This window comes from Pantoea sp. RIT413, assembly GCF_003057675.2.
Classification (GTDB): Bacteria; Pseudomonadota; Gammaproteobacteria; order Enterobacterales; family Enterobacteriaceae; genus Pantoea; species Pantoea eucrina.
On the sequence record NZ_QBJB02000019.1, the window covers coordinates 18,558 to 43,426 of the forward strand.

The window sequence follows — 24,869 nt, forward strand, 5'->3', positions numbered from 1 at the left end:
GGAGGAGGCGAGATGGATGAGTTCAAACCGGAAGATGAGTTAAAACCTGATGCCAGCGATCGCCGTCCCGCGCGATCCCGTAAAGCGTCTTCTGCGCCAAAGGCCAAAGCGCCGGTCTCCCGTCAGCATATGATGATGGGGATTGGCATTCTGGTGTTGCTGGTTCTGGTGCTGGGCATTGGTTCAGCGCTGACCGGGCCGGATGATAAACCCGCGGCTAACCGCAGCAGCGGCAGTGCGTCGACATCTGGCGGCAGTGAAAAACATATCGATCTCTCTGACTCCACCTCCATGAGCGGCCAGCAGGCAGCGGCCCCAACGGCTGAAGGCAGCGCGCCACAGGATACGACGCAGCCGGCAGCCGGCAGTGAAGGGCAGGCGATCTCAATTCCTTCCGTGTCATCCACGCCAACGCAGGCGCAGGTAACAGAGGCGCCTGCGAATCAGCAGCGCGTCACGCTGCCAGGCGATCTCAACAGTGCGCTGAGTAATCAGCAGGGCTCGGTAGATGCTGCCGCACAGGGTGCGCAGGGCGGCTCTTCTCTGCCCACCGCGCCGGCTACCGTAAGCGGTAATGCTGGCAGCACAGCAGGAAAAGCTGTTACGCCGCCAGCTGTGCGGGCGGATAACGCGCCGCGTGCCAGCAGCAGTTCACGTTCCACCGCATCCGGGACCAGCCATAAACCAGCGGCTGCGGCAAAACCGTCTGCGACCCGCGAGAGCCAGACCCACACCACGGCGGCGCACAACCCGCCTGCCAGCAGCGCCAGCAAGTCTCTGCCTTCAGGGGGTAACTATACGCTGCAGCTGAGCGGAGCGTCGAAGCAGGAGAGCCTGACGGCGTGGGCAAAAAAACAGAATCTGAGCGGCTATCACGTGTATAAAACCACACGTAACGGTCAGCCCTGGTACGTGCTGGTCAGTGGCGCTTACGCGACGCCTGCCGAAGCGAAAAGGGCTGCGGCTGCGCTGCCTGCAGAAGTACGTGCGGTTAATCCGTGGGTAAAACCGCTGAGCCAGGTTAAGAAAGAGAGTCAGTAAATTGATGTGGGGCCCGCTGCTGCGGCCCCGTTTAAGCGCAGATCTGCTGTCGGTTTCACCACAGCTACAATGAAGATGTAATAACCACGACAGCATGAAAAAAAATCGCGCTTTCCTGAAATGGGCCGGTGGGAAATACCCACTGCTTGACGATATTCGTCGTCACCTGCCACAAGGCGACTGCTTAGTTGAGCCTTTTGTGGGCGCCGGTTCCGTATTTCTCAATACCGATTATGACCGCTACCATCTGGCGGACATCAACGGCGATCTCATTAACCTCTACAACATTGTCAAAACGCGTACGCAGACATTTATTGCGGATGCGCGTCAGCTGTTTACGCCGGAAGGAAACAGCGCTGAGCACTATTATGCGCAGCGGCTGGCATTTAACGCCAGCCGCGATCCCTACCAGCGCGCCGTGCTGTTCCTCTATCTGAATCGTCACGGCTATAACGGCCTGTGTCGCTACAACCTGCGCGGTGAATTTAACGTGCCTTTTGGCCGCTACCGCAAACCCTACTTTCCGGAAGCTGAACTACTCTGGTTTGCAGAGCGCGCGCAGAAAGCGACCTTTGTCTGCGAATCGTACGATGTTACCCTGAACAGCGCTGCTGCAGGCTCGGTGGTCTATTGCGATCCGCCCTATGCGCCGCTGTCGGCAACGGCCAACTTCACGGCCTATCACACCAACAGTTTCAGCCTGCGCGAGCAGCAGCATCTCGCGGAGCTGGCCGGGAAGCTGGCTAAGAGCCAGATACCGGTCCTGATTTCCAATCACGATACGCTGCTGACCCGGGAGTGGTATCAGAACGCGGATTTACATGTAGTAAAAGCCCGGCGTTCTATCAGCCGAAGCATAAGTGGTCGTACGCAGGTGGACGAACTGCTGGCGCTTTTCCGCTAGCCTGTTTCGTCCGCGACCAACGCATTACGTCAGCTGAGACTGGCGCACAACATTGGGAGAATCGGATGAAACAATTTTTACTGGCCCCTTCAATTCTTGCCGCTGACTTTGCCCGTCTGGGTGAAGATACCGCCAAAGCACTGGCGGCAGGCGGCGATGTCGTGCATTTCGATGTGATGGATAATCACTATGTGCCCAATCTGACGATGGGACCTATGGTGCTGAAAGCGCTGCGTGACTACGGCATTACGGCACCGATTGATGTGCACCTGATGGTCAAGCCAGTGGATGCGCTTATCCCGGAGTTTGCGAAAGCGGGTGCCAGCTATATCACATTCCACCCGGAAGCCAGTGACCACGTGGATCGCACGCTGCAGCTCATCAAAGAGCATGGCTGTAAGGCAGGCCTGGTGTTTAATCCGGCAACGCCGCTGAGCTACCTTGATTACGTGATGGATAAGCTGGATATCATTCTGCTGATGTCGGTCAATCCCGGCTTTGGCGGCCAGTCATTCATACCGGGCACGCTGGATAAACTGCGCGAAGCGCGCCGGCTGATCGATCAGAGCGGCTATGACATCCGGCTCGAAGTGGATGGCGGTGTGAAAATCGACAATATCGGACAGATTGCTGCCGCCGGCGCAGATATGTTTGTCGCCGGCTCGGCCATCTTCGGTCATCCCGATTACAAAAAAGTTATCGATGAAATGCGCACGGAACTGGAGAAAGTTAATGGCTCATTTCACTGATATCCGCGCGCTGGCCTTTGACCTTGACGGAACGCTGGTGCATAGCGCACCGGGCCTGTCACAGGCGATCGATCGGGCGCTGGGCGATCTGCAGCTGCCGGCGCCGGGCATTGAGCGGGCATCAACCTGGATAGGTAACGGTGCCGATATTATGATGGCGCGCGCCCTGACCTGGGCGCTGGGCCGCGAGCCTCATGCGGAAGAGCAGCGTGACGCACGCGCCTGTTTTGACCGGCACTACGCTGACACGGTTGAGTCAGGCAGCACGCTGTTTCCGCAGGTAAAAGAGACGCTGCTCGCGCTGCGCGACCAGGGATTACCTCTCGCTATCGTTACCAATAAACCAACGCCGTTTGTCGCTCCGCTGCTGGCCTCTCTCGGCATCAGCGACTCTTTTTCACTGATTATCGGCGGCGATGACGTAGCGGTGAAAAAACCGCATCCGGCCGGCATCTTCCTGGTGCTGGGCCATTTCGGCGTACTGCCGGAACAATTGCTGTTTGTCGGGGATTCACGCAATGATATCCTCGCGGCACAGGCTGCCGGTGTACCGAATGTCGGTATGACGTTTGGCTACAACTACGGTGAGTCTATTACCACCAGCCGGCCCGATTTAACTCTCGACACTTTTGGCGAACTTCTGCCCGCACTCGGGCTGTGATTATCAGGATATAACATGAGCAAACCCATCGTTTTCAGCGGCGCCCAGCCTTCAGGTGAACTGACCATTGGCAACTATATGGGTGCGCTGCGTCAGTGGGTGCAGATGCAGGATGACTATCACTGCATTTACTGCATCGTCGATCTGCACGCGATCACCGTGCGTCAGGACCCGGCCACGCTGCGTAAAGCGACGCTGGATACGCTGGCGCTCTATCTGGCCTGCGGCATTGACCCGGAAAAAAGCACCATTTTTGTTCAGTCGCACGTGCCGGAGCATACGCAGCTGAGCTGGATCCTGAACTGCTACGCCTACTTTGGCGAGCTGAGCCGTATGACACAGTTCAAGGATAAATCTGCCCGCTATGAAGAGAATATCAACGCCGGTCTGTTTGACTACCCGGTGCTGATGGCGGCCGATATTCTGCTGTATCAGACCAATCAGGTTCCGGTAGGCGAAGATCAGAAGCAGCATCTGGAGCTGAGCCGCGATATCGCTGCCCGTTTCAACGCGCTTTATGGTGACGTGTTTAAGGTTCCGGAGCCGTTTATTCCGAAATCGGGCGCGCGCGTAATGTCGCTGCTGGAGCCGACGAAAAAGATGTCCAAGTCGGATGACAACCGCAACAACGTTATCGGCCTGCTGGAAGATACCAAATCGGTCGTGAAGAAGATCAAGCGTGCGGTTACTGACTCCGAAGAGCCGCCGGTGGTGCGCTATGATGTCAAAGAGAAGGCGGGCGTCTCCAACCTGCTGGATATTCTCTCAGGCGTTACCGGCAAATCGATTCCGGAGCTTGAACAGCAGTTTGAGGGCAAAATGTACGGGCACCTCAAGGGCGACGTTGCCGAGGCGGTATCCGGCATGCTGACCGAGCTGCAGGCGCGCTATCACCACTTCCGCAATGATGAGGCGCTGCTCAACCAGGTAATGCGTGACGGCGCAGCTAAAGCGCGTGCGCACGCGCAGGAAACGCTGAAGAAAGTGTACGACGCCGTCGGGTTCGTCGCACAGCCGTAAACCGGCACGGATAATGTAAAAAAGGCGAGCCTTCCGGCTCGCCTTTTTATTGGGTCGCATCTGCCGCGCGAGGCGGTAGTGCCGGCATCATCAGTGGGTCACATGACCGTGCTGACGGTGCTTTGTGACAAAGCCGAGCAGCACGCACATGATAAACACCACGGCATAAAGGCCGTTGGCAGTAGAGAGTGCCGCATGCGCGCCACCTTTAGCCACTATCGGTCCGGTAACCACAAAGGTCAGCATGGTGCCCACGGTGCCGCAGGTCAGGATAAAGTTAACCAGCTTAGGCGAGGCCGCTTTGGTCTGCAGCGAGCCCAGCGTAATAATGGTGGTATAAATCGCGCTGGAGAAGAAGCCCAGTGCCATAATGATCCAGTGCAGCATGCCCGCCTCCTGAGAGGAGACAAACCAGTACATCAGGCCGGTGGCCAGCGCAGCCAGCACCATCAGGATGCGCTGCAGGTCAAAGAAGCGCAGCAGGAAGCTAAACGCCCACATACCGACCATGTAAGCGGTCCAGAAGTTGCCGACCAGCTGCCCGGCAGAGGCGATATCCATGCCCATCGATTTGGTTGCATACTCCGGCACCCAGGAGATAAAGCCCAGCTGGCCCAGGATATAACAGAGCGCAGCGATGGAGAGGAACAGCACCCCCACGCCCCATTTCTCTTTTTCCCCACCCTGAACGGCCGCTTCACTTTTGAGAACCGGAAACTCCACCATCAGCGTCAGAACAAAAATAGCCAGGTAGATAACGCCGATGCAGGCATATACCCAGTACCACGGCAGCGCACGCGCCAGCAGTACGCCAGCAATAATCGGGAAAATCGTGCCGGCCATGCTGAAAAATGAATCAGTAAACAGCAGGCGTGAACCGCGCTGGCGACCGTCATAGATATGGGTGATCAGGAAGGTACCAATTGACATGGTAATGCCGCTGACCACGCCCAGAATAAACATGCAGAGTGAAAAGACCTGCAGGTTATGGCTGGTCATCAGGCCCGCTACCGCCAGAATCATCAGCACAAAGCCGAAAATCAGCTGGCGTTTCAGCGGCACAATCACCATCAGCCAGGCGTTCAGGAAAACGGCAACCAGAATGCCGGCGTTAAGGAAAGTAAAAGTGTTACTCATCTCTGAGATGGGTAGCTGGAAATATTGCGCGATATTATCCAGCACCATACCGGTCACAATCACCAGTGCGCCAGTGAGCGCATAAGAGAAAAAGCTGATCCAGGTAAGGCCGATGCGATTACGGTTTGTCATGTTCATAACCTGTGGGGGGACGATGAGGCAAAAGTGTCATGAATTGTAAATGGAACTGTGATCTTAATAAACAAGCAGTGAAATAAGCTACGCAAATTTCATGATATGTGTGATTTCAGTCACGCAAATGATTGCGCGGCGGCAAAAGTATGACGTTTGCAACATTCCGGTAAATATAGGTAAAACGCTGGCTCTTGTATTACATGCTCTTTACAATCAATTCTGTTTTTTAAGCCGATCTCCAGGGTAAGGACTCTTTCATGCTTAAACGTACTTTGACAGCGGCGATCGCCCTGTTAGCACTCTCTTCCGTATCTGCTTCTGCACTGGCTGCAAAAGGGGATACACATGTCCTGCTCACCACGTCAGCAGGCAACATTGAACTTGAACTGGATAACCAGAAAGCGCCGGTTTCAGTAAAAAACTTTGTGGATTACGTTAATAACGGCTTCTACAACAACACCATTTTTCATCGCGTGATCCCGGGTTTTATGATCCAGGGGGGCGGTTTTACCACGGATATGCAGCAGAAGCAGACCAGCGCGCCAGTCAAAAACGAAGCTGACAACGGACTGCGTAATCTGCGCGGTACCATCTCTATGGCGCGTACCGCTGAGAAAGACAGCGCAACCAGCCAGTTCTTCCTGAATGTGGCAGATAACGCTTTCCTGGATCACGGACAGCGCGACTTCGGTTATGCGGTATTTGGTAAAGTTGTGAAAGGGATGGATGTGATCGACAAAATCGCCCAGGTCCCGACTAAAGATGTGGGCCCGTACCAGAATGTCCCGGCAAAACCGGTTGTTATTACCTCCGCGAAAATCCTGCCTTAATCTGTTTCCGCGTCACCTGTAGCGTGACGTCGCTGACCGCGCTCCGGCAAAGCCAGAATTTGCTCTTATACTTAGGGCAAATCTTGTCAGCCGGAGGCGCTATGCCGCAAAAACTCACTGAAAAACAGAAAGCCACTTTGTGGCTGCAGCGTCGTGCTGCCAGCTATCAGGCCAGCTGCAGGCTGTCTGGTTATACCCTGACTGAGCCTGCGGTCACCGCTGAGCAGGCGGAAGATCGGCTTGCTTCGCTGAGGAGGCAGTATGGCGGATAATTCACTGGCGGTACGCGATCCCTACCTGTGGCACAACGATGATGTGCTGAAAAACCGGCTGGAAATTCATGATGCCGCGCAGCTGCGTAAGGCGGAGCTGGCGTTCAGTGCCGCGCGGCTGGCGACGCTGGATCCAGGTCCGCGTACACCGGGTCTGCCGCGTTTACGCCATATTCATCGCACGCTGTTTCAGGATCTCTACAGCTGGGCGGGCGAACTCCGCACCATCGATATCTGGCGCGACGAGACCCCTTACTGCCACTGCGAATACATTGAGAAAGAGGGCAATGCGCTGATGAGCGCGCTGGAGGAGGAGCAGGGGCTGACCGAACTTGATACAGACGCCTTTGTGGCCCGTCTGGCACATTACTACTGTGAACTCTATGTACTGCATCCGTTCCGGGCGGGCAACGGACGCGCTCAGCGCATCTTTTTTGAGCAGCTGGCGCTGCACGCCGGCTATCTGCTGGAGTGGGATCGGCTGGAGCCGGAGCCGTGGCAGAAGGCAATTCGCGAAGCGGTCGCGGGCGATCTCGCCGCGCTGACCGCGCAGCTGACAAAAGTGGTAAGCCCGGCGCGATAAAGTGCGTAGAATAGCGGCGGTTTGATCGACCTGAGGTCATGATGCTGCTGCTGCTTGATAACTACGACTCTTTTACCTGGAACCTTTACCAGTATTTTTGCGAGCTGGGCGCGCAGGTGCGCGTGGTGCGTAATGACGCTATCTCGCTGGCTGAGATGGCGGCATTGCCGCTAAGCCATCTGGTTATCTCCCCTGGGCCCTGCACGCCCGACCAGGCGGGTATTTCTCTGGATGCCATTCGCTATTTTGCTGGGCGGCTGCCGGTGCTGGGGGTGTGCCTCGGACATCAGGCCATCGCTCAGGCCTTTGGCGGAAAGGTGATACGTGCGCGTCAGGTCATGCACGGGAAAACCTCGCCGGTACGCCACACTGGCGAAGGCGTGTTTCGCAACCTCGCTAATCCACTCACCGTAACGCGCTATCACTCACTGATTGTGGCGGATGGATCGCTGCCTGACGCGTTTGAGATCACCGCCTGGAGCCTGCGTGATAATCAGCCCGATGAAATCATGGGCTTTCGTCATCGCACGCTGCCGCTGGAAGGCGTGCAGTTTCACCCCGAAAGCGTGCTCAGCGAGCAGGGCCATCAGCTGCTGAAAAATTTCCTTGAACGCTAACTTCCGTTTGCCATTCCGTGATTTTTTATGCATATTCCGTGATTATAATTTCATTTAAGATCACTCAATAGCCGGATGAGGTCAGCAATGGCAGCGGAAAACATAGCGGTAACCCGGGAGACGTTTGATAACGTCATTTTGCCTGTTTATGCACCTGCGCAGTTTGTGCCCGTAAAGGGCAAAGGCAGCCGCGTCTGGGATCAGCAGGGTAAAGAGTATATCGACTTCTCCGGCGGTATAGCGGTCACCGCGCTGGGTCACTGCCATCCGGCGCTGGTTGAGACGCTGAAGCGCCAGGGCGAAACGCTGTGGCACACCAGTAATGTTTTTACCAACGAGCCGGCGCTGCGTCTGGCGACGAAGCTGATTGCTGCTACCTTCGCCGACCGCGTATTTTTTGGCAATTCCGGTGCGGAAGCTAACGAAGCGGCGTTCAAGCTGGCGCGCTACTACGCCTGTAAAAAGCACTCGCCGTTCAAAAGTAAGATCATCGCGTTTCACAACGCTTTCCACGGCCGCACGCTGTTTACCGTCTCCGTTGGCGGACAGCCTAAATACTCTGACGGCTTCGGCCCCAAACCGGCCGATATCGTCCACGTCCCGTTTAACGATCTGGCGGCGGTAAAAGCCGTGATTGATGATCATACCTGCGCGATCGTTGTTGAACCGATTCAGGGTGAGGGCGGTGTGATGCCGGCAACGCCGGAATTTATGCAGGGACTGCGTGCGCTGTGCGATGAGCATAACGCGCTGCTGGTGCTGGATGAAGTACAGAGCGGCATGGGGCGCAGCGGCAAGCTGTTCAGCTATGAGCACTACGGTATTCAGCCTGACATTCTTACGACGGCGAAAGCGCTGGGCGGCGGCTTCCCGGTGAGCGCGATGCTGACCACGCATGAGATCGCTTCCGTCATGGCGCCCGGCGTACATGGCACTACCTACGGCGGCAATCCGCTCGCCTGCGCGATTGCAGAAACCGCGCTGGATATCATTAACACGCCGGCGGTGCTGGCTGGGGTGGAGGCGCGGCGGCAGCAGTTTACCGACGCGCTGAGGGCGCTGGATAGTGAGCTGGATATCTTTAGCGAAATTCGCGGAAAGGGTCTGCTAATGGGCGCGGTACTGAAACCGGAACATGCCAGTAAAGCCCGCGATATTCTCAATGCAGCAGCGGCAGAAGGCGTGATGATCCTGACCGCCGGCAGCGATGTGATCCGCTTTGTGCCGTCGCTGGTTATCACTCCGGAGGAGATCGACGCCGGAATGACGCGCTTTGCGGCCGCGCTGCGCAGGGTTATTGCAGCCTGACTATCCTTTCGGACGAATAGCCCGCAGCCAGCGGCCATGATGCGGTCGCTGGCTCCACGCCAGAGACGAGATGGTGTGCATGACGCTGAGATGCTGCAAAATGCGTTTAACATGCTGCTCGACAATCGTCACCGGCCCCTCATGCAGGTTTTCCGGCGCCTCCATAACGTTGCTCTCACTGCCCGGTCCGTCGTAGGTCAGCCGCTGCTGACAGCGCTGCAGGGCAATTTCGCACGACTGCAGATAGCGCTCTGCCAGAGCCGGGGTCAGCATGGTGTGCTCACGCGCCAGAATAGTCATGGCGTTAATATGCTCTACGATAAACTGACTGTGCGTGACCCACAGCCGCATATCCTTCAGATACTGCGCGTTAAAACCAGGCTCGCTGGTCGCCTGATTCAGCGCATTAAACAGCGCGTTATGCGCCTGGTTAACCTTTACCCGCTGGTAAGCCAGTTTTTCCGGCGCGTGATCCGGCCCCAGCAGCATGCGCAGCGCCTCCTGATACGCTTCCAGCGCATCGTGCGCATTCTGGCGCAGCAAACCACTCTGCCACTGCGGCCATAGCCAGATCATACCGGCGAAGGCGATCAGACAGCCCATCAGCGTATCCATCATCCGCGGCAGCAGGAACTGAGCACCATTCAGCGACAGCAGCTGCAGCGAGTAGACCGCCGTCACGGTAAAGCCAATCATCGACCAGCCATAATATTTGCGCGTCACCAGATAACTGGCCAGCGTGATTGCCAGCATAAACAGCAGCGCGATCGATTCCGGTACGGCGAAACGCAGTGATGCGGCGGCAATCAGAAGCCCGGCAAAGGTGCCGAGCGCCCGGTGCTGAATGCGCACGCGCGTGGCGCTGTAGCCGTTCTGGCTGACAAACATAATGGTCATCAGGATCCAGTAGGGCTTGGGAATATTAAAGAATAGCGCAACAGAGCTGCCAAACATCAGCATAACGGCAAAGCGGGCCGCGCTGCGCAGCGCGCCGGACCTGAAGGACAGATAGCTGCGCAGCGCGGGCAGCAGCGGCAGGCGCCGCTGGCGATCGGCCATCAGGTCGCGCGTATAGAGCGGTTTCTGGGTGCGCAGCACGCGGGCGATGCGGCTGAAATGATAAAGGCAGAAGTGGCCAACCGGATTATCCGGATGCTGCCGCGCAATTTTTTCCAGCGCGCCGAGCGGCTTTTCCATCTGAAAGCGGGCGGGCAGCTGGTGATAGAGAATGGCATCGGCCAGCAGCCTGAGCTGTGCCGAAATGGTTTTTGCATTCCAGCGGATAACCGCTTCCGCATGACTCTGTTCTACCAGCTTTTGCACTTTCTCCGGCTGATGCAGGCTGACAGCGATATGCTCCTGCAGATCCAGCGCCACCTGAAAAGCGCGCGTCAGCCGCTTATGGCTGTTATCGCGGCTGGCAGAAAGCATATGCATCTGCTGATAGCAGGTGGTGATCAGGTCAACCGCTTTCTGCTGGCGCGCCAGCAGCGGCGGCAGCGCTTTTTCCGGATCGGTCAGCTGTGTCAGCAGGGTATATTTGGCATCGCAGTAGTCAGCCAGCTCACGATAGAGCAGGCTCAGCGTTTCACGCATGGGCTGCTCTTTCCACAGCCAGTACCAGAACCAGTTAAACAGGCCATACCAGAACGTGCCGCCGATATAGAGCAGCGGCGGAACCCAGATCGGCATACGCCCTACCAGACTCAGCGTAAAGATCGCTGCAATCAGCGTGCCGGGCAGCAGACGCCCGTGCAGCGGACTGATTTCGCCCGTCACGCCAATCAGCAGCGGCAGCGCCAGCATAATAAGCGGCAGCGGAACCGCGGCGTTGGTGAGGTACTGGATCAGAAAACTGCCGGTGGCGAAAAGCGTACCGCCCACGATCAGGCGTTTGAAAAAGCGTTTATGCGGCGTATCAAGGCCGGCAATATTGCAGCATGCGGGGACCAGCGAGAACAGCAGGCCTTTTTGCAGATCGCCACACAGCCATCCCAGCGCGACAGGCAGGCACAATACCAGCGTCTGACGCAGAGCGTAATTGACTTCGGGATGATAGATGATTCGGCGCCACATCAGCTTATCGCAAACAGAAACGGCGTGATGGTGCCATCACGCCGTGGGGGGTGAAACAGCTTAGCGGGTGCCGTAAACGACGATGGTTTTACCGTGTGCGGAGATCAGGTTCTGATCCTCCAGCATTTTCAGGATGCGACCAACGGTTTCCCGTGAGCAACCCACGATCTGACCAATCTCCTGACGGGTAATTTTAATCTGCATACCGTCGGGGTGGGTCATGGCATCCGGCTGTTTAGCCAGATTAAGCAGCGTCTGCGCAATACGGCCGGTAACATCCAGGAAAGCCAGGTTACCCACCTTTTCTGATGTCACCTGCAGGCGACGTGCCATCTGCGCCGACAGGCGCATCAAAATATCCGGGTTAACCTGAATCAGCTGACGAAATTTTTTGTAGGAAATTTCAGCAACTTCACAGGCTGTTTTCGCACGCACCCAGGCACTGCGCTCCTGGCCCTCTTCAAACAGGCCGAGTTCGCCGATGAAATCTCCCTGATTCAGATAGGAGAGGATCATCTCTTTGCCTTCTTCATCTTTAATCAGTACCGCAACGGAACCTTTAACGATGTAGTAGAGCGTTTCTGCTTTTTCACCCTGATGGATCAGCGTGCTTTTGGATGGATATTTGTGAATATGGCAATGGGACAGGAACCATTCGAGTGTAGGGTCTGTTTGCGGTTTGCCGAGAACCATTCGCTATTATCCTCTATTGTAATCGTGCCCAAAACACAGGGGCATTCATTCCCTGTCAGGCGATGAAATCGTCCAGCGCGTCCTGTTAATAAAAATTATCCGGGCGGATGTGTAAGCTCTGCTTTTGATTCTGCCCGTCCTCATCAGCCACGACGAAGAAATTTTCAGCTCTGTTTGTAGCACAGCTTTTGCAGGCTGTCTTGTGTTGTCTCGCTTCAGCAGGCGGGCGATTGCTGTTTGCCGGATGAACGCGTACTCTGGCGCAAAACGCCGCTTCAGGAGAAAGAATAATGCAGGCACGTGTGAAATGGGTGGAAGGGCTGACCTTTCTCGGAGAATCCTCATCAGGACATCAGTTATTAATGGACGGGAATTCAGGCGATAAAGCGCCAAGTCCGATGGAGATGGTACTGATGGCCGCCGGCGGCTGCAGCGCGATTGATGTGGTCTCGATTCTGCAAAAAGGGCGTAATGACGTGGCTGACTGTGAGGTCAAACTGACTTCAGAGCGGCGCGAAGAAGCACCACGTATTTTTACACAGATTAACCTGCATTTTATCGTCAGCGGCAAAGCGCTGAGCGAGAAAGCGGTGGCACGGGCGGTTGATCTGTCGGCAGAAAAATATTGCTCAGTGGCAATCATGCTTGGCAAAGGGGTGGAGATCACCCACAGTTATGAAGTGGTCGCGCAGTAATCGGTGCCGGTGCGCATAAATGCGCACCCTACGATGGCTGGTGCTGTCATTTGTGAAACATGGCACTATACCCTGCAGGGTCGCCATTTATGGCGACCGATGCCACATAGTCTGGCAGATATGGCCTCTACTCTATCCGTTTTCCTTCAATCAGCCGCTGCACCAGTGGCATCATGATCAGCTCCATCGCCAGTCCCATTTTGCCGCCCGGTACCACCAGCGTATTCATATGCGAAATAAACGATCCCTGAATCATCGCCAGCAGATAGGGGAAAGCGATACCTTCCAGGCCGCGAAAATGGATCACGACAAAACTCTCATCCAGTGAGGGGATCTCGCGCGCCGCGAACGGGTTAGAGGTATCAACTGTCGGTACCCGCTGAAAGTTAAGGTGCGTGCGCGAAAACTGCGGCGTGATGTAGTTGATATAATCTTCCATCGACCGTACCACGGAGTCCATCACCGCTTCGCGCGAATGGCCCCGTTCGCTGGTATCGCGTACCAGTTTCTGTATCCACTCAAGATTGACGATCGGCACCACGCCCACCAGCAGATCAACATGCTCCGCCACGTTATGCTGCTGCGTAACCACTCCGCCGTGCAGACCCTCGTAAAACAGCACATCAGTATTCTCCGGCAGCGGCTGCCAGGGAGTAAAGGTGCCCGGCACCTGATTCCACGGCACGGCCTCATCATAGGTGTGCAGATATTTGCGCGACTCTCCGATGCCGCTTTCGCCATAGCGCCGGAACGTCTGCTCCAGCAGGCCAAAGTCATTGGCGTCCGGACCAAAATAGCTGATGTGACGACCCAGATCGCGTGCTTTGCGGATCGCCATATCCATTTCCGGCCGGGTATAGCGATGAAAACTGTCGCCTTCTACTTCGGCTGCATGCAGCCCCAGCTGCTGAAAAATTTTACGGAACGCAAGGCTGGTTGTCGTGGTACCGGCTCCGCTGGAGCCGGTAACGGCGATAACGGGGTGTCTGGCTGACATACGGGTGCTCCCTGTGAGGTCGGGCGATGAGCATTGTTACCATGAATTATCCGGCAGTGCATCAGCCGCGAAACTCGCGCCGCGGCATAATATTGACCGTTTCATGCAGCTCAGACCAGACCAGCACCACCTCGCCCTGCTGCAGCTGGCGGCGCACGTCGGCTACCTTCTGCGCCAGGCTGCGCTCCTGCTCACCGTAGTCAGTGCCTTCGCGCAGAACAAAACTTTCAATCAGGTTTTCCAGCGTTGTTACATCCAGTTCCTGCCACGGAATAATCACAATTGCCCATCCAGATAAGTTGAGAGCCACTCCGGCACGCGCTGCTCCAGCCACATATGCGGTTGAAGCAGGCTGCCGCCGACAAAGCCAACGTGTCCACCCTGCTGCGTCAGCTGATACTCAATTGTGGCAGACAATTGCTGCGGCTGCGGGATCACCGCATCTGTCATAAAGGGATCGTCTTTGGCGTGGATGATCAGCATCGGCTTGCGCACGCCGGTTAACAGCGGCAGGGCGCTGGCGCGCTGGTAGTAATCGCTGGCGTCAAGAAAGCCGTGCGCCCGGGCGGTGATCGCATCGTCAAATTCGCGCAGGCGGCGAAACGCGCGCAGCTGCAGTACATCAACCGGCAGCGTGCCGGGCCAGGCGCGCAGTTTGCGCAGCGCATTCTTTTTCAGCTGCGTCAGCAGATAGTGCTGGTAGAAGCGGGAGAAGCCGATATCGAGCTTTTCACTGCAGGGGGCGAGCGCCAGCGGCGCTGATATCGCCACGGCCGCATCCAGCGGTGCCTCATTGCCCTGCAGGCCCAGTAAACAGGCGAGCATGTTACCGCCCAGCGACACCCCTACCGCAGCTGTCGGCACGCTGCCCCATTCACGCCGCAGCCAGTGCAGGAAATAGGTCGCGTCTTCCGTTTCACCGGAGTGATAGATGCGCTGCAGCCGGTTAGGTTCGCCGCTGCAGCCGCGAAAGTGCATCACCACGCCAAGCCAGCCGCGCGCTTTGCACGCCTGCATCAGGCCGTGTGCATAAGGGCTGCGAAAATGGCCTTCGAGCCCGTGGAACATCACCATGCGCGGTTTGTGTCGCGCGCCGGCCGGATCTTCGCTCCAGGCGAGATCGACAAAGTCGCCATCCGGCAGCTCCAGCCGCTGCCAGTGTGGTTTAAGCGTGACGCGACGCCGTAGCAGGCGCGGCAGCAGGGTCTGCAAATGCGCATTGCCGAAGCCGCGCAGCGGAATAAAGGGATTGCCGGTGGGGCAATCTAAATAACCAGGGATAGTGCTTGTCTGATGCATAACTCGCTGATAGCTTCGATGGGTTGTCTGCTTTTAAGGATGAGGAGCATCCGGATACTCATGGAACTCAGTCTTTTTTTGTCGATGTTAGGGTTTCTCTGGGTCGCGGCCATCACGCCGGGGCCCAATAATATGTTACTTACGGCCTCAGGTGCTAATTTTGGCTTTCTGCGCACGCTACCGCTGCTTATTGGTATCATGCTGGGTATGCAGGTGATGTTGCTGATGGTGGCATTTGGCATTGGCGGACTGATCCTGCTCTATCCGTCGCTGCATCTGGTACTGAAGATTGCCGGCAGTCTCTATCTGCTCTGGCTGGCGTGGAAAATCGCGACGGCCGCCTATGAGACGCTGGAAACCGAAGACCGTTCGGTAAAGCAGATGCCGTTCTGGCAGGGCGGACTGCTGCAACTGATCAATCCTAAAGCCTGGCTGATGGCGCTGGGGGCGATAGCGAGTTTCAGCCTGGCAGGAGCTGCCTATCAGCACTCTGTGGTTGCGATCAGCATGGGCATGGCGCTGGTGAATCTGGTATCCGGCCTGATCTGGATGGGATTTGGTTCACTGATTGGCCGCCTGCTGCATAGCCCGCGTGCCTGGAAGCTGTTCAACCTCGCGATGGGCGCACTGACCGCTGCCTGTGTGCTGCTGATCTGGCGCTAGATTAGCTGGATGCGCGCTCCAGACGCTGCCAGGGCAGGACTTCATGCACAATGGCAGCATGCGGCTGGCGAATGCGGTTCAGCAGCAGCTGTACGCTGCGGGCGCCCATCTGATTCATCGGCTGCGCAATGGTGGTCAGCGGCGGATTCAGGCTGCTGGTAAACGGAATACCGTCAAAACCTACCACGGCCAGATCCTCCGGAACGCGCAGTCCCGCTTCCAGCGCGGCGTGAATAACGCCAACGGCCAGCACATCTGACACGGTAAAAATGGCATCGGGCGGAGAGGGCTGTGCCAGCAGCGCATGCAGCGCGGCGCTGCCCGCTTCGCAGGAGATATTCTCCGCATACGCCACGCGATCCCACGTCATATTCAGCGCCTTCAGCGCCTCGCGGTAGCCGCTCTCACGCTGATGTGAATAGAGATAGCGCATGTCGCAGTTGACCAGCGCAATCTGTTTTCGGCCCTTTCCGGCCAGGTAGCGGACCGTCTCAAAGGCCGCCTGCCGGTTATCAATAGTCACGCTGGATGCATTAATAGAGGGATCGTATTCAGCACACTGCACCCACGGCGCATCACCAATCAAATCTTTCAGCCCCTGCAGACAGGCGGCGGCATCCATTGTGATCACGCCATCGACGACCTTGCCAGCCAGCAGCGCCAGATAGGCGGTTTCGCGCCGCAGCTGAGAGGCGCTGTTGCAGAGCAAAATGTGATAGCCCTGCGCCTCCGCCTCCGCTTCAATCCCCTGCACAACGCGCGAACAGAAGGGGTTGGTAATATCTGAAATCAGCACCAGCAGCATGTTGCTTTGCGCCGTGCGCAGCTGGCGCGCCAGCAAATTAGGCTGGTAGTCACACGCGCTGATCGCTGCCAGCACTTTACTGCGCGTATCGGGACGCACGCCGGGATGCTGGTTCAGAACCCGGGAAACGGTAGCTTTTGATACGCCCGCCAGGTGCGCGACTTTTTCGATGGACATGGAGATAACAACCGCTATTCAGGTGATGAAATCAGGTAGAGATCAATAACACAGTAGCGATGTGAGCGCCTGACAAATTTGTCACCGTTTCTGTCCGGCCTATTTGCTTTTTTTGCATAGCCTTGCCTGATGTTGATCTAAGAACTGATTGGCATGAGGGATAATTTTTAATTCCTTTATGAAACTTTCACCGCTGGCGACACTGCCATCATAACTTCACTTCGGGGAACAGGATGATGGCAATGCAAAAAACAATAATCTCGCTGGCAGCAGTACTGGGACTGATAGCGTTTCAGGCACGGGCAGTCAACGTCACCGTGGCGTACCAGACCTCCGCAGAGCCTGCCAAAGTCGCTCAGGCGGATAACACCTTTGCCCGTGAGAGCGGAGCAACCGTGGACTGGCGCAAATTTGACAGCGGCGCCAGCGTGCTGCGTGCGCTGGCGTCCGGCGATGTGCAGATTGGCAATATTGGCTCCAGTCCGCTGGCGGTCGCTGCCACACAGCAGCTGCCGATTGAAGCGTTTCTGCTTGCATCACAGCTGGGTAACTCCGAGGCGCTGGTCGTGAAAAAAGGGATCAGCGATCCGAAACAGCTCATCGGCAAACGTATTGCCGTACCTTTCATCTCCACCACGCATTACAGCCTGCTGGCGGCGCTGAAGCACTGGGGCATTAAGCCCTCACAGGTGCAGTTAGTGAACCTGCAACCGCCTGCGATTGTTGCCGCCTGGCAGCGTGGCGATATTGACGGCGCGTACGTCTGGGCCCCGGCCGTTAATGAGCTGGAAAAAGAGGGCCACGTGCTGACCGACTCCTCGCAGGTGGGACAGTGGGGCTCACCAACGCTCGATGTCTGGGTGGTGCGTAAAGATTTTGCGCAGCAGCATCCGGAGGTGGTTACTGCGTTTGCCCGCAGCGCCATTGATGCACAGCAGGCCTATCTCGCCCAGCCCGAACAGTGGCTGAAGCAGCCGGATAACCTGAGCAAGCTGTCGCGCCTGAGCGGCGTACCGGAAGGGGATGTGCCGGGTCTGGTTAAAGGCAATACCTATCTGACGGCGCAACAGCAGGTTGAGCAACTCGGCAAGCCGGTGAATAAAGCCATTGTTGATACCGCGCACTTCCTGAAAGAGCAGGGGCGGGTGCCGGAAGCGGCCAGCGACTACAGCAGCTTTGTGACCACCCGCTTTGTTGCACCTTTAGCGAAATAACGGAGGCCATATGCTCAGCATCACGCATCTCAACGCACGTTACGCCGGTCAGCCCGCGCTGCAGGATATCAACCTGCAGCTGGATAGCCGTGAATTGCTGGTGGTGCTGGGTCCATCCGGCTGTGGCAAAACCACGCTGCTGAACCTGATTGCCGGTTTTCTGCCGCTGGAGTCCGGCAGCATTACGCTGGATGGCAAAGCGGTGACCGGGCCAGACGCCAGCCGCGGCGTGGTGTTTCAGCATGAAGGGCTGCTGCCGTGGCGCAACGTGATCGATAACGTGGCATTTGGCCTGCAGCTGGCCGGTATGGCAAAAGCGGAGCGTCACGCCGTTGCCCGCCGGCTGATTCGCAACGTCGGGCTGGAGGGGGCAGAAAAGCGTTTTATCTGGCAGCTCTCCGGGGGACAACGTCAGCGCGTGGGGATTGCGCGTGCGCTGGCGGCCGATCCGCAGCTGCTGCTGTTAGATGAGCCCTTTGGCGCGCTGGATGCGTTTACCCGCGAGCAGATGCAAACCCTGTTGCTGACGCTGTGGCGCGACACCGGCAAGCAGATTTTGCTGATTACCCATGACATTGAAGAAGCGGTGTTTCTGGCCAGCGAACTGGTGCTGCTGTCGCCCGGACCGGGACGCATAGTAGAGCGGCTAAAGCTCAATTTTGGTCAGCGCTTCGCGGATGGCGAACCGTGCCGCAGCATCAAATCCGATCCGGCGTTTATCGAACGTCGTGAATATGTGCTGAATCAGGTGTTTGCCCGGCGGGAGGCGTTTGTATGAGTGCAGTTATTGATGAGAAACGCGGTACAGCGCGCACCCGCGGCCTGCGCTGGCCGCTGTCACGCCAGCTGTCGCTTAGCCTGCTGAGCATCGCGCTGCTACTGCTGGTGTGGTGGGGCGTGACGGCGCTGGGGCTGATTGCGCCGCTGTTTCTGCCCGCGCCGCAGCAGGTGCTGCAGAAACTGCTGCTGATTGCCAGTGCGCAGGGCTTTATGGACGCCACGCTGTGGCAGCATCTGGCCGCAAGCCTGACGCGCATGCTGGTGGCGCTGTTTTTTGCCGCGCTGATTGGTATCCCGACCGGCATTGCGATGGGACTGAGCCCGGCGCTGCGCGGGCTGCTCGATCCGCTGATTGAGCTTTACCGGCCGGTGCCGCCGCTGGCCTACCTGCCGCTGATGGTGATCTGGTTTGGTATTGGTGAAACCTCAAAGATTTTACTTATCTATCTGGCGATTTTTGCGCCGGTGACGCTGGCCACGCTGGCTGGCGTGAAAAACTGCCGGCAGGTCCGCGTGCGCGCGGCACAGGCGCTTGGCGCATCCCGCTGGCAATTGCTGCGCTTTGTGATCCTGCCGGGCGCGCTGCCGGAGATCCTGACCGGTCTGCGTATCGGGCTGGGCGTCGGCTGGTCAACGCTGGTGGCTGCAGAGCTTATCGCCGCCACGCGGGGCCTGGGGTTTATGGTGCAGACGGCAGGAGAGTTTCTTGCTACGGATGTGGTGCTGGCGGGTATCGGCGTCATTGCCGTTATCGCATTTAGTTTAGAAGTGGGTCTGCGCGCGCTGCAACGCCGCCTGACGCCCTGGTATGGAGAGCAGCAATGAACGAACGTCTTACTTTTACCGCGCTGGGCCCCTGGATCGGCGCGCAGGTCAGCGATGTCGATCTCAGCCGTCCGCTGAGCGATGCGCAGTTTGAACAGCTCTATCACGGCCTGCTGCGTCATCAGGTGCTGTTTTTACGCAACCAGGTGATTACGCCGCAGCAGCAGCGGGCGCTGGCGGTGCGTTTTGGCGATCTGCATATTCATCCGGTCTATCCGCATGCGGCTGGCGTGGAAGAGATCATCGAGCTGGATACCCATCAGGATAATCCGCCGGATAACGACAACTGGCATACCGATGTCACCTTTATTGAAACGCCGCCGGCCATTGCTCTGCTGGCCGCGAAACTGCTGCCGGAAAGCGGGGGCGATACGCTCTGGAGCAGCGGAATTGCCGCTTATGAAACCCTTTCTGAGCCGGTTAAGCAGCTGCTGAGCGGGTTACAGGCGGAGCACGATTTTAAGAAGTCGTTTCAGGAGTATAAATATCGCCGCACGCCGGAGGAGCATCAGCGCTGGCAGCAGGCGGTGGCTAAGCATCCCCCGGTCCGGCATCCGGCGATCCGCACCCATCCGGTCAGCGGGCGTAAGGCGCTGTTTGTGAACGAGGGGTTTACCACGCGTCTGCTGGGCGTCAGTGAAAAAGAGAGCGACGCGCTGCTGAACTATCTGTTTGCGCACGCTACGAAGCCGGAGTTTCAGGTGCGCTGGCGCTGGCAGGAGAACGACATCGCTATCTGGGATAACCGCGTGACGCAGCATTACGCTAATGCCGATTACTATCCGGCGCGCAGGATTATGCATCGCGCGACGGTGCTGGGGGATGTGCCGTTTTAACCCGTTGCGGTGATGAGCCAGGTCGGCATAAATGCCGCCCCTGGAAAAGAGACAGATCCGTCATGGAGACGTTCATTGCGGTGATGGGCTGGACGGCATGAATGCCAACCCTGCAGAAGAGAGAAAAGCTGCAGGGTCGGCATAGATGCTGGCCGCTAATTCGCCAGCATCTGCTCCAGCTGCTCCTGCGCATCCAGCCACGCCATTTCGACGTCTTCCAGCGCCGATTTGCTCTCCGCCTGGCGCTGCAGGGCGGCGGTTAAATCGGCTTTGCGGCTTTGATCGTAAATCGCGCTGTCAGCCAGCAGGGCTTCAGCCTCGCTCAGCTGACTCTGCCACTTAGCCATCTGCTTCTCCAGCTTCTCAATCTCTTTGCGCAGCGGCTGCGTCTGCGCGCGCAGCTCAGCATCACGACGCTTCTGATCTTTGCGCGACTGAGCGCTATTGGCATTATCCTGCTTTGGTGCGGCATCCTGCTGCGCCTGCTGCTTTTGCAGGTCGCTCAGCCACTGCTGATAATCATCCAGATCGCCGGCAAACACGTCCACTTTGCGGTCGTGGACCAGATAGAGATCGTCAGTGGTGGAGCGCAGCAGATGCCGGTCATGCGACACCACCACCAGCGCGCCTTCAAAGTCGATAAGCGCTTCGGTCAGCGCCTGACGCATGTCGAGATCGAGATGGTTAGTTGGCTCATCCAGCAGCAGCAGGTTAGGACGCTGCCAGACGATGAGCGCCAGCACCAGGCGCGCTTTTTCGCCGCCGGAAAAACGCGCGGTGGCTTCGCTGACTTTATCGCCCTGAAAGCCAAAACCGCCCAGGTAATCGCGCAGCTGCTGCTCCAGTACGGCTGGCGCGATACGCGCCAGATGCTGCAGCGGTGACTCCTCGGCGCGCAGATACTCAAGCTGGTGCTGCGCGAAGTAGCCGAGCTTAATGCCTTTCGCCAGACCCACTTTGCCCTCCAGCGGATCGATCTCTCCCGCCAGCAGCTTGATCAGCGTAGATTTACCCGCACCGTTTCGGCCCAGCAGACCAATACGCGAGCCCGGCACCAGATTGAGCTTGATCGCGTCAAGAATAATGCGATCGCCATAACCCGCCGTGACCTTCTCCATTTTCAGCAGCGGATTGGGCAGGCTTTCCGGCGCGCGGAAGCTGAAGCTGAACGGGTTATCCACGTGCGCTGGCGCAATCAGCTCCATGCGCTCCAGCATTTTGATGCGGCTCTGCGCCTGTTTGGCTTTGGTCGCCTGGGCACGGAAGCGATCGATATACTTCTGCAGGTGCGCGACTTTTTCCTGCTGGCTTTGATAGAGCGCCTGCTGTTGCGCCAGTTTAGCGACGCGCTGTCGCTCGAAAGAGCTGTAGTTGCCGGTATATTCAATCAGCATCTGCTGCTCAATATGAATAATTTTATCCACGACCGGATCGAGAAAGTCGCGGTCGTGTGAGATCAGAATCAGTGTGCCCTCATAGCTTTTCAGCCAGCGCTCCAGCCAGATCACGGCATCAAGATCGAGGTGGTTAGTCGGCTCATCCAGCAGCAGTAAATCGGAGCGGCACACCAGCGCCTGCGCCAGGTTGAGACGCATGCGCCAGCCGCCGGAGAAGTCGCTGACCGGCCGCATCAGCTGCTCCTGACTAAAGCCCAGACCGTGCAGCAGACTGGCCGCGCGCGCGTGTATACTCCACGCCTGAATCGCATCCAGCTTGCCGTGCAGCAGCGCAATCGCGTTGCCATCATCGCGCGCATTGGCATCCGCTAATTCAGATTCAAGCTGACGATATTCGCGGTCGCCGTCGATAACATATTCCAGCGCGGCTTTACTCAGCGCTGGCGTCTCCTGGTTGACCCACGCCAGCGCCCAGCTGCCGGGGAAGGTGACGCTGCCGGCATCGCTGCTGATTTCACCTTTAAGCAGCGACAGCAGGGTGGATTTGCCGCAGCCGTTTTTACCCACCAGGCCCACTTTCTGGCCGGGGTTAATGGTTGCGGTTGCGTTGTCCAGCAGCACAGTGGTGCCGCGTCGTATCTGTAGTGCGGAAAAGACAATCATAGGCGCCGTGTCGTCAGAATATGGTAATTTATCGGCAACATAATTCGATAATGTTTAGTTGCGTTGAGCATGGTAGCGGAATTCCGCTGCGGTGACGACGCTTTGGAGGGGAAGGATGTCGCAGCCACCAAAAGTTTTGCTGCTTTACGCCCATCCGGAGTCACAGGATTCGATCGCCAATCGGGTTTTGCTGCAGTCGGCCAGGGAACTTGAACACGTCACCGTGCACGATTTATATGCGCACTATCCGGATTTTTTTATAGATATTCATTATGAACAGCAGCTGCTGCGCGACCATGAGATCGTCGTGTTTCAGCATCCGCTCTATACCTACAGCTGTCCTGCCCTGCTGAAAGAGTGGCTGGATCGCGTACTGTCGCGTGGTTTTGCCAGCGGCGTGGATGGGAACGCGCTGGAGGGGAAATACTGGCGCAGCGTAGTGACTACCGGTGAGCCTGAAGCGGCCTACCATCACGACGGCCTGAACCGCTATCCGATGAGCGATATTATGCGGCCATTTGAGCTGACGGCGCAGATGTGCCGTATGCACTGGATGACACCGATGGTGATTCACTGGGCGCGGCGGCAGACGCCTGAAACGCTGCGTCATTTTGCCCGCGCCTACGGCGACTGGCTCGCGTCACCACTGCCGCAGGGAGGAGTGTAATGCAAGGTGAAACGTTACTGACAGCGGGCGTCATCTATCTGGTGGCGGCGGTGCTGGTGGTCCCTGTTGCTGCCCGGCTGGGAATTGGTGCCGTGCTGGGTTATCTGCTCGCAGGTATTGCGATCGGCCCGTGGGGGCTGGGCTTTATCAGCGATGTGGATGAGATCCTGCACTTCTCCGAGCTGGGCGTCGTGTTTCTGATGTTTATCATTGGCCTGGAGCTGAATCCAGCCAAACTCTGGTCACTGCGACGCTCAATTTTCGGCGTCGGCGCGGCGCAGGTGATATTTTCTGCGGCGATCCTCGGTGTGCTGCTCTGGCTAAGTGACTTCAGCTGGCAGGCGGCCGTGATAGGCGGTATCGGTCTGGCTATGTCCTCTACGGCTATGGCGCTGCAGCTGATGCGCGATAAAGGAATGAACCGCAGCGAATCAGGACAGCTGGGCTTTTCGGTGCTGCTATTTCAGGATCTGGCGGTGATCCCGGCGCTGGCGCTGGTGCCGTTACTCTCCGGCGGCGACAGCGGGCACGTTGACTGGCTTAAAGTTGCGATGAAAGTGCTGGCCTTTGCCGGCATGCTGGTGGGCGGCCGTTATTTACTGCGCCCTATTTTGCGCTTTATTGCCGCTTCCGGCGTCAGAGAAGTGTTTACCGCCGCCTCGCTGCTGCTGGTACTGGGCTCGGCGCTATTTATGGATGCGCTGGGCCTGTCGATGGCGCTGGGCACCTTTATCGCCGGGATCCTGCTGGCGGAGAGCGAGTACCGGCACGAACTTGAAGTGGCTATCGAGCCGTTCAAAGGGTTGCTGCTGGGCCTGTTCTTTATCTCTGTTGGTATGGCGCTGAACCTTGGCGTGCTCTATACGCATATCGTGGCTATTTTGATCGGCGTACTGGCGCTGGTGGCGATAAAAGCGCTGGTGCTCTACGTGCTGGCGCGCATTTACGGCCTGCGCAGTTCAGAGCGTCTGCAGTTTGCCGGTGTGCTCAGCCAGGGCGGCGAATTTGCGTTTGTCCTGTTCTCCGCCGCGTCATCCGCCCATCTGTTCAGCGGCGATCAGCTGCCGCTGCTGCTGGTCACGGTGACCCTCTCGATGATGACAACCCCGCTGCTGATGCAGGGCGTGGATAAGATTCTGGCCCGTCGCTTTAATGACAAAGACGACAGTGATGAGAAGCCTTTTGTTGAGGACGATCAGCCGCAGGTTATTGTGGTGGGTTTTGGCCGCTTCGGGCAGGTGGTAGGGCGTCTGCTGATGGCTAACAACAAGCGCATCACGGTGCTGGAGCGGGATATTTCTGCGGTCAGCCTGATGCGCAAGTATGGCTATAAAGTTTACTACGGTGACGCCACCGAGCTGGAGCTGTTGCGGGCCGCAGGCGCAGAGAATGCGCAATCTATTGTTATTACCTGCAGCGATCCCGAAGATGCCATGACCATTGTGCACCTCTGCCAGCACCATTTTCCGCAGCTGGAGATTCTGGCGCGGGCGCGCGGGCGCGTCGAGGCGCACGAACTGCTGCAGGCAGGCGTCACGCTATTCTCCCGTGAAACGTTCTCCAGTGCGCTGGAGCTTGGTCGCAAGGCGCTGATCTCTCTTGGCATGCATCCTCATCAGGCGCAGCGTGCGCAGCAGCATTTCCGCCGGCTGGATATGCGCATGCTGCGTGAGCTGATGCCAGGCCATGATGACAGCGTGCAGGTCTCCCGCGTGCGTGAAGCGCGACGCGAACTGGAGGATATCTTCCAGCGCGAGATGCAGCATGAAAAGCGGCAGATAAATGGCTGGGATGATGAGTAAGCCGGCAGCCTGGGCTATTCAGG

The 24,869-nt window shown here is 57.4% G+C and carries 26 protein-coding genes; 18 read left to right on the top strand and 8 right to left on the bottom strand.

The annotated features are described in order from the left end of the window. Positions 1-12: 12 nt before the first annotated feature. The 5 genes from DBY66_RS16430 (at position 13) to trpS (ending at position 4,375) form a co-directional block, all read left to right on the top strand. Positions 13-1,041, top strand: a complete 1,029-nt coding sequence (locus DBY66_RS16430) for an SPOR domain-containing protein (RefSeq protein WP_108570288.1) — start codon at positions 13-15, stop codon at positions 1,039-1,041. A 94-nt stretch (positions 1,042-1,135) separates the two neighbouring features. After that, on the top strand, positions 1,136-1,945 hold the full coding sequence (dam, locus tag DBY66_RS16435; protein ID WP_039380921.1) for an adenine-specific DNA-methyltransferase: 810 nt from the start codon (positions 1,136-1,138) through the stop codon (positions 1,943-1,945). Positions 1,946-2,010: 65 nt separating this feature from the next. After that, on the top strand, positions 2,011-2,694 hold the full coding sequence (rpe, locus tag DBY66_RS16440) for a ribulose-phosphate 3-epimerase (RefSeq protein ID WP_039380919.1): 684 nt from the start codon (positions 2,011-2,013) through the stop codon (positions 2,692-2,694). After that, on the top strand, positions 2,678-3,355 hold the full coding sequence (locus DBY66_RS16445; RefSeq protein WP_094111201.1) for a phosphoglycolate phosphatase: 678 nt from the start codon (positions 2,678-2,680) through the stop codon (positions 3,353-3,355). The genes rpe and DBY66_RS16445 overlap by 17 nt, the downstream gene beginning before the upstream one ends. Positions 3,356-3,370: 15 nt before the next feature. Then, positions 3,371-4,375, top strand: coding sequence for a tryptophan--tRNA ligase (trpS, locus tag DBY66_RS16450; RefSeq protein WP_094111202.1), 1,005 nt, complete (start codon positions 3,371-3,373; stop codon positions 4,373-4,375). 90 nt (positions 4,376-4,465) lie between these two features. On the opposite strand, the gene tsgA is transcribed toward trpS, so the two are convergent. Beyond that, entirely contained in the window at positions 4,466-5,644 is a 1,179-nt protein-coding gene (gene tsgA, locus DBY66_RS16455; RefSeq protein ID WP_039380910.1) for an MFS transporter TsgA, read from the bottom strand. A gap of 260 nt (positions 5,645-5,904) precedes the next feature. Between tsgA and ppiA the strand changes: the two genes are divergently transcribed. The 5 genes from ppiA (at position 5,905) to DBY66_RS16480 (ending at position 9,257) form a co-directional block, all read left to right on the top strand. Next, positions 5,905-6,477: a peptidylprolyl isomerase A gene (ppiA, locus tag DBY66_RS16460; protein WP_039380907.1), complete on the top strand. Its 573-nt coding sequence runs from the start codon at positions 5,905-5,907 to the stop codon at positions 6,475-6,477. 101 nt (positions 6,478-6,578) lie between these two features. Beyond that, positions 6,579-6,749, top strand: coding sequence for a YhfG family protein (locus DBY66_RS16465; RefSeq protein WP_071669295.1), 171 nt, complete (start codon positions 6,579-6,581; stop codon positions 6,747-6,749). Then, the gene (locus tag DBY66_RS16470; protein WP_039380904.1) at positions 6,739-7,332 is read left to right on the top strand and encodes a putative adenosine monophosphate-protein transferase Fic; all 594 of its coding nucleotides are present in this window, start codon (positions 6,739-6,741) and stop codon (positions 7,330-7,332) included. Before DBY66_RS16465 ends, DBY66_RS16470 begins: the two co-directional genes overlap by 11 nt. Positions 7,333-7,373: 41 nt before the next feature. Next, positions 7,374-7,949: an aminodeoxychorismate/anthranilate synthase component II gene (locus DBY66_RS16475; protein WP_104086033.1), complete on the top strand. Its 576-nt coding sequence runs from the start codon at positions 7,374-7,376 to the stop codon at positions 7,947-7,949. A gap of 87 nt (positions 7,950-8,036) precedes the next feature. Beyond that, positions 8,037-9,257: an aspartate aminotransferase family protein gene (locus DBY66_RS16480; RefSeq protein WP_039380899.1), complete on the top strand. Its 1,221-nt coding sequence runs from the start codon at positions 8,037-8,039 to the stop codon at positions 9,255-9,257. On the opposite strand, the gene DBY66_RS16485 is transcribed toward DBY66_RS16480, so the two are convergent. Beyond that, a complete protein-coding gene (locus DBY66_RS16485; protein ID WP_108570289.1) occupies positions 9,258-11,333 on the bottom strand; it encodes a YccS/YhfK family putative transporter in 2,076 nt (691 codons plus the stop codon). It abuts the gene before it with no gap. A 60-nt stretch (positions 11,334-11,393) separates the two neighbouring features. Further along, positions 11,394-12,026: a cAMP-activated global transcriptional regulator CRP gene (crp, locus tag DBY66_RS16490; RefSeq protein ID WP_000242755.1), complete on the bottom strand. Its 633-nt coding sequence runs from the start codon at positions 12,024-12,026 to the stop codon at positions 11,394-11,396. A gap of 290 nt (positions 12,027-12,316) precedes the next feature. On the opposite strand from crp, the gene DBY66_RS16495 reads away from it, so the two are divergent. Continuing rightward, positions 12,317-12,721 carry an OsmC family protein gene (locus DBY66_RS16495; protein ID WP_108570290.1) on the top strand — a complete coding sequence of 135 codons (405 nt, stop codon included), beginning with the start codon at positions 12,317-12,319 and terminating at the stop codon, positions 12,719-12,721. Between the two features lie 127 nt (positions 12,722-12,848). Here the strand turns inward: DBY66_RS16495 and DBY66_RS16500 are convergent, their stop codons facing one another. From DBY66_RS16500 to DBY66_RS16510, 3 genes are all read right to left on the bottom strand, one after another. Then, positions 12,849-13,718, bottom strand: coding sequence for a phosphoribulokinase (locus DBY66_RS16500; RefSeq protein ID WP_039380889.1), 870 nt, complete (start codon positions 13,716-13,718; stop codon positions 12,849-12,851). 61 nt (positions 13,719-13,779) lie between these two features. Continuing rightward, positions 13,780-13,998, bottom strand: coding sequence for a YheU family protein (locus DBY66_RS16505; RefSeq protein WP_039380886.1), 219 nt, complete (start codon positions 13,996-13,998; stop codon positions 13,780-13,782). Further along, a complete protein-coding gene (locus tag DBY66_RS16510; RefSeq protein WP_039380883.1) occupies positions 13,995-15,017 on the bottom strand; it encodes a hydrolase in 1,023 nt (340 codons plus the stop codon). Before DBY66_RS16510 ends, DBY66_RS16505 begins: the two co-directional genes overlap by 4 nt. Positions 15,018-15,077: 60 nt before the next feature. Here DBY66_RS16510 and DBY66_RS16515 point away from each other — a divergent pair, with 60 nt between their 5' ends. Next, complete coding sequence (locus tag DBY66_RS16515) at positions 15,078-15,680, top strand: LysE family translocator (protein WP_039380881.1); 603 nt, start codon at positions 15,078-15,080, stop codon at positions 15,678-15,680. A gap of 1 nt (position 15,681) precedes the next feature. On the opposite strand, the gene DBY66_RS16520 is transcribed toward DBY66_RS16515, so the two are convergent. Continuing rightward, positions 15,682-16,662 (bottom strand): LacI family DNA-binding transcriptional regulator, encoded by a 981-nt coding sequence (locus DBY66_RS16520; protein WP_094111207.1) that lies wholly within the window; start codon positions 16,660-16,662, stop codon positions 15,682-15,684. Positions 16,663-16,895: 233 nt separating this feature from the next. Between DBY66_RS16520 and tauA the strand changes: the two genes are divergently transcribed. From tauA to tauD, 4 genes are read left to right on the top strand one after another with little or no spacing between them, the layout of a single operon-like run. Next, the gene (tauA, locus tag DBY66_RS16525) at positions 16,896-17,876 is read left to right on the top strand and encodes a taurine ABC transporter substrate-binding protein (protein ID WP_108570291.1); all 981 of its coding nucleotides are present in this window, start codon (positions 16,896-16,898) and stop codon (positions 17,874-17,876) included. A gap of 10 nt (positions 17,877-17,886) precedes the next feature. Continuing rightward, positions 17,887-18,654: a taurine ABC transporter ATP-binding subunit gene (gene tauB, locus DBY66_RS16530; protein ID WP_094111208.1), complete on the top strand. Its 768-nt coding sequence runs from the start codon at positions 17,887-17,889 to the stop codon at positions 18,652-18,654. Beyond that, positions 18,651-19,481 carry a taurine ABC transporter permease TauC gene (gene tauC / locus DBY66_RS16535; RefSeq protein ID WP_108570292.1) on the top strand — a complete coding sequence of 277 codons (831 nt, stop codon included), beginning with the start codon at positions 18,651-18,653 and terminating at the stop codon, positions 19,479-19,481. The genes tauB and tauC overlap by 4 nt, the downstream gene beginning before the upstream one ends. Continuing rightward, positions 19,478-20,317, top strand: a complete 840-nt coding sequence (gene tauD, locus DBY66_RS16540; protein ID WP_039380866.1) for a taurine dioxygenase — start codon at positions 19,478-19,480, stop codon at positions 20,315-20,317. The genes tauC and tauD overlap by 4 nt, the downstream gene beginning before the upstream one ends. Before the next feature lie 155 nt (positions 20,318-20,472). On the opposite strand, the gene DBY66_RS16545 is transcribed toward tauD, so the two are convergent. Then, a complete protein-coding gene (locus DBY66_RS16545; RefSeq protein ID WP_039380863.1) occupies positions 20,473-22,377 on the bottom strand; it encodes an ABC transporter ATP-binding protein in 1,905 nt (634 codons plus the stop codon). 115 nt (positions 22,378-22,492) lie between these two features. Here DBY66_RS16545 and kefG point away from each other — a divergent pair, with 115 nt between their 5' ends. Both kefG and kefB read left to right on the top strand, forming a co-directional pair. After that, complete coding sequence (kefG, locus tag DBY66_RS16550) at positions 22,493-23,044, top strand: glutathione-regulated potassium-efflux system ancillary protein KefG (protein ID WP_039380859.1); 552 nt, start codon at positions 22,493-22,495, stop codon at positions 23,042-23,044. After that, the gene (gene kefB, locus DBY66_RS16555; protein ID WP_094111211.1) at positions 23,044-24,846 is read left to right on the top strand and encodes a glutathione-regulated potassium-efflux system protein KefB; all 1,803 of its coding nucleotides are present in this window, start codon (positions 23,044-23,046) and stop codon (positions 24,844-24,846) included. Before kefG ends, kefB begins: the two co-directional genes overlap by 1 nt. Positions 24,847-24,869: the final 23 nt, after the last annotated feature.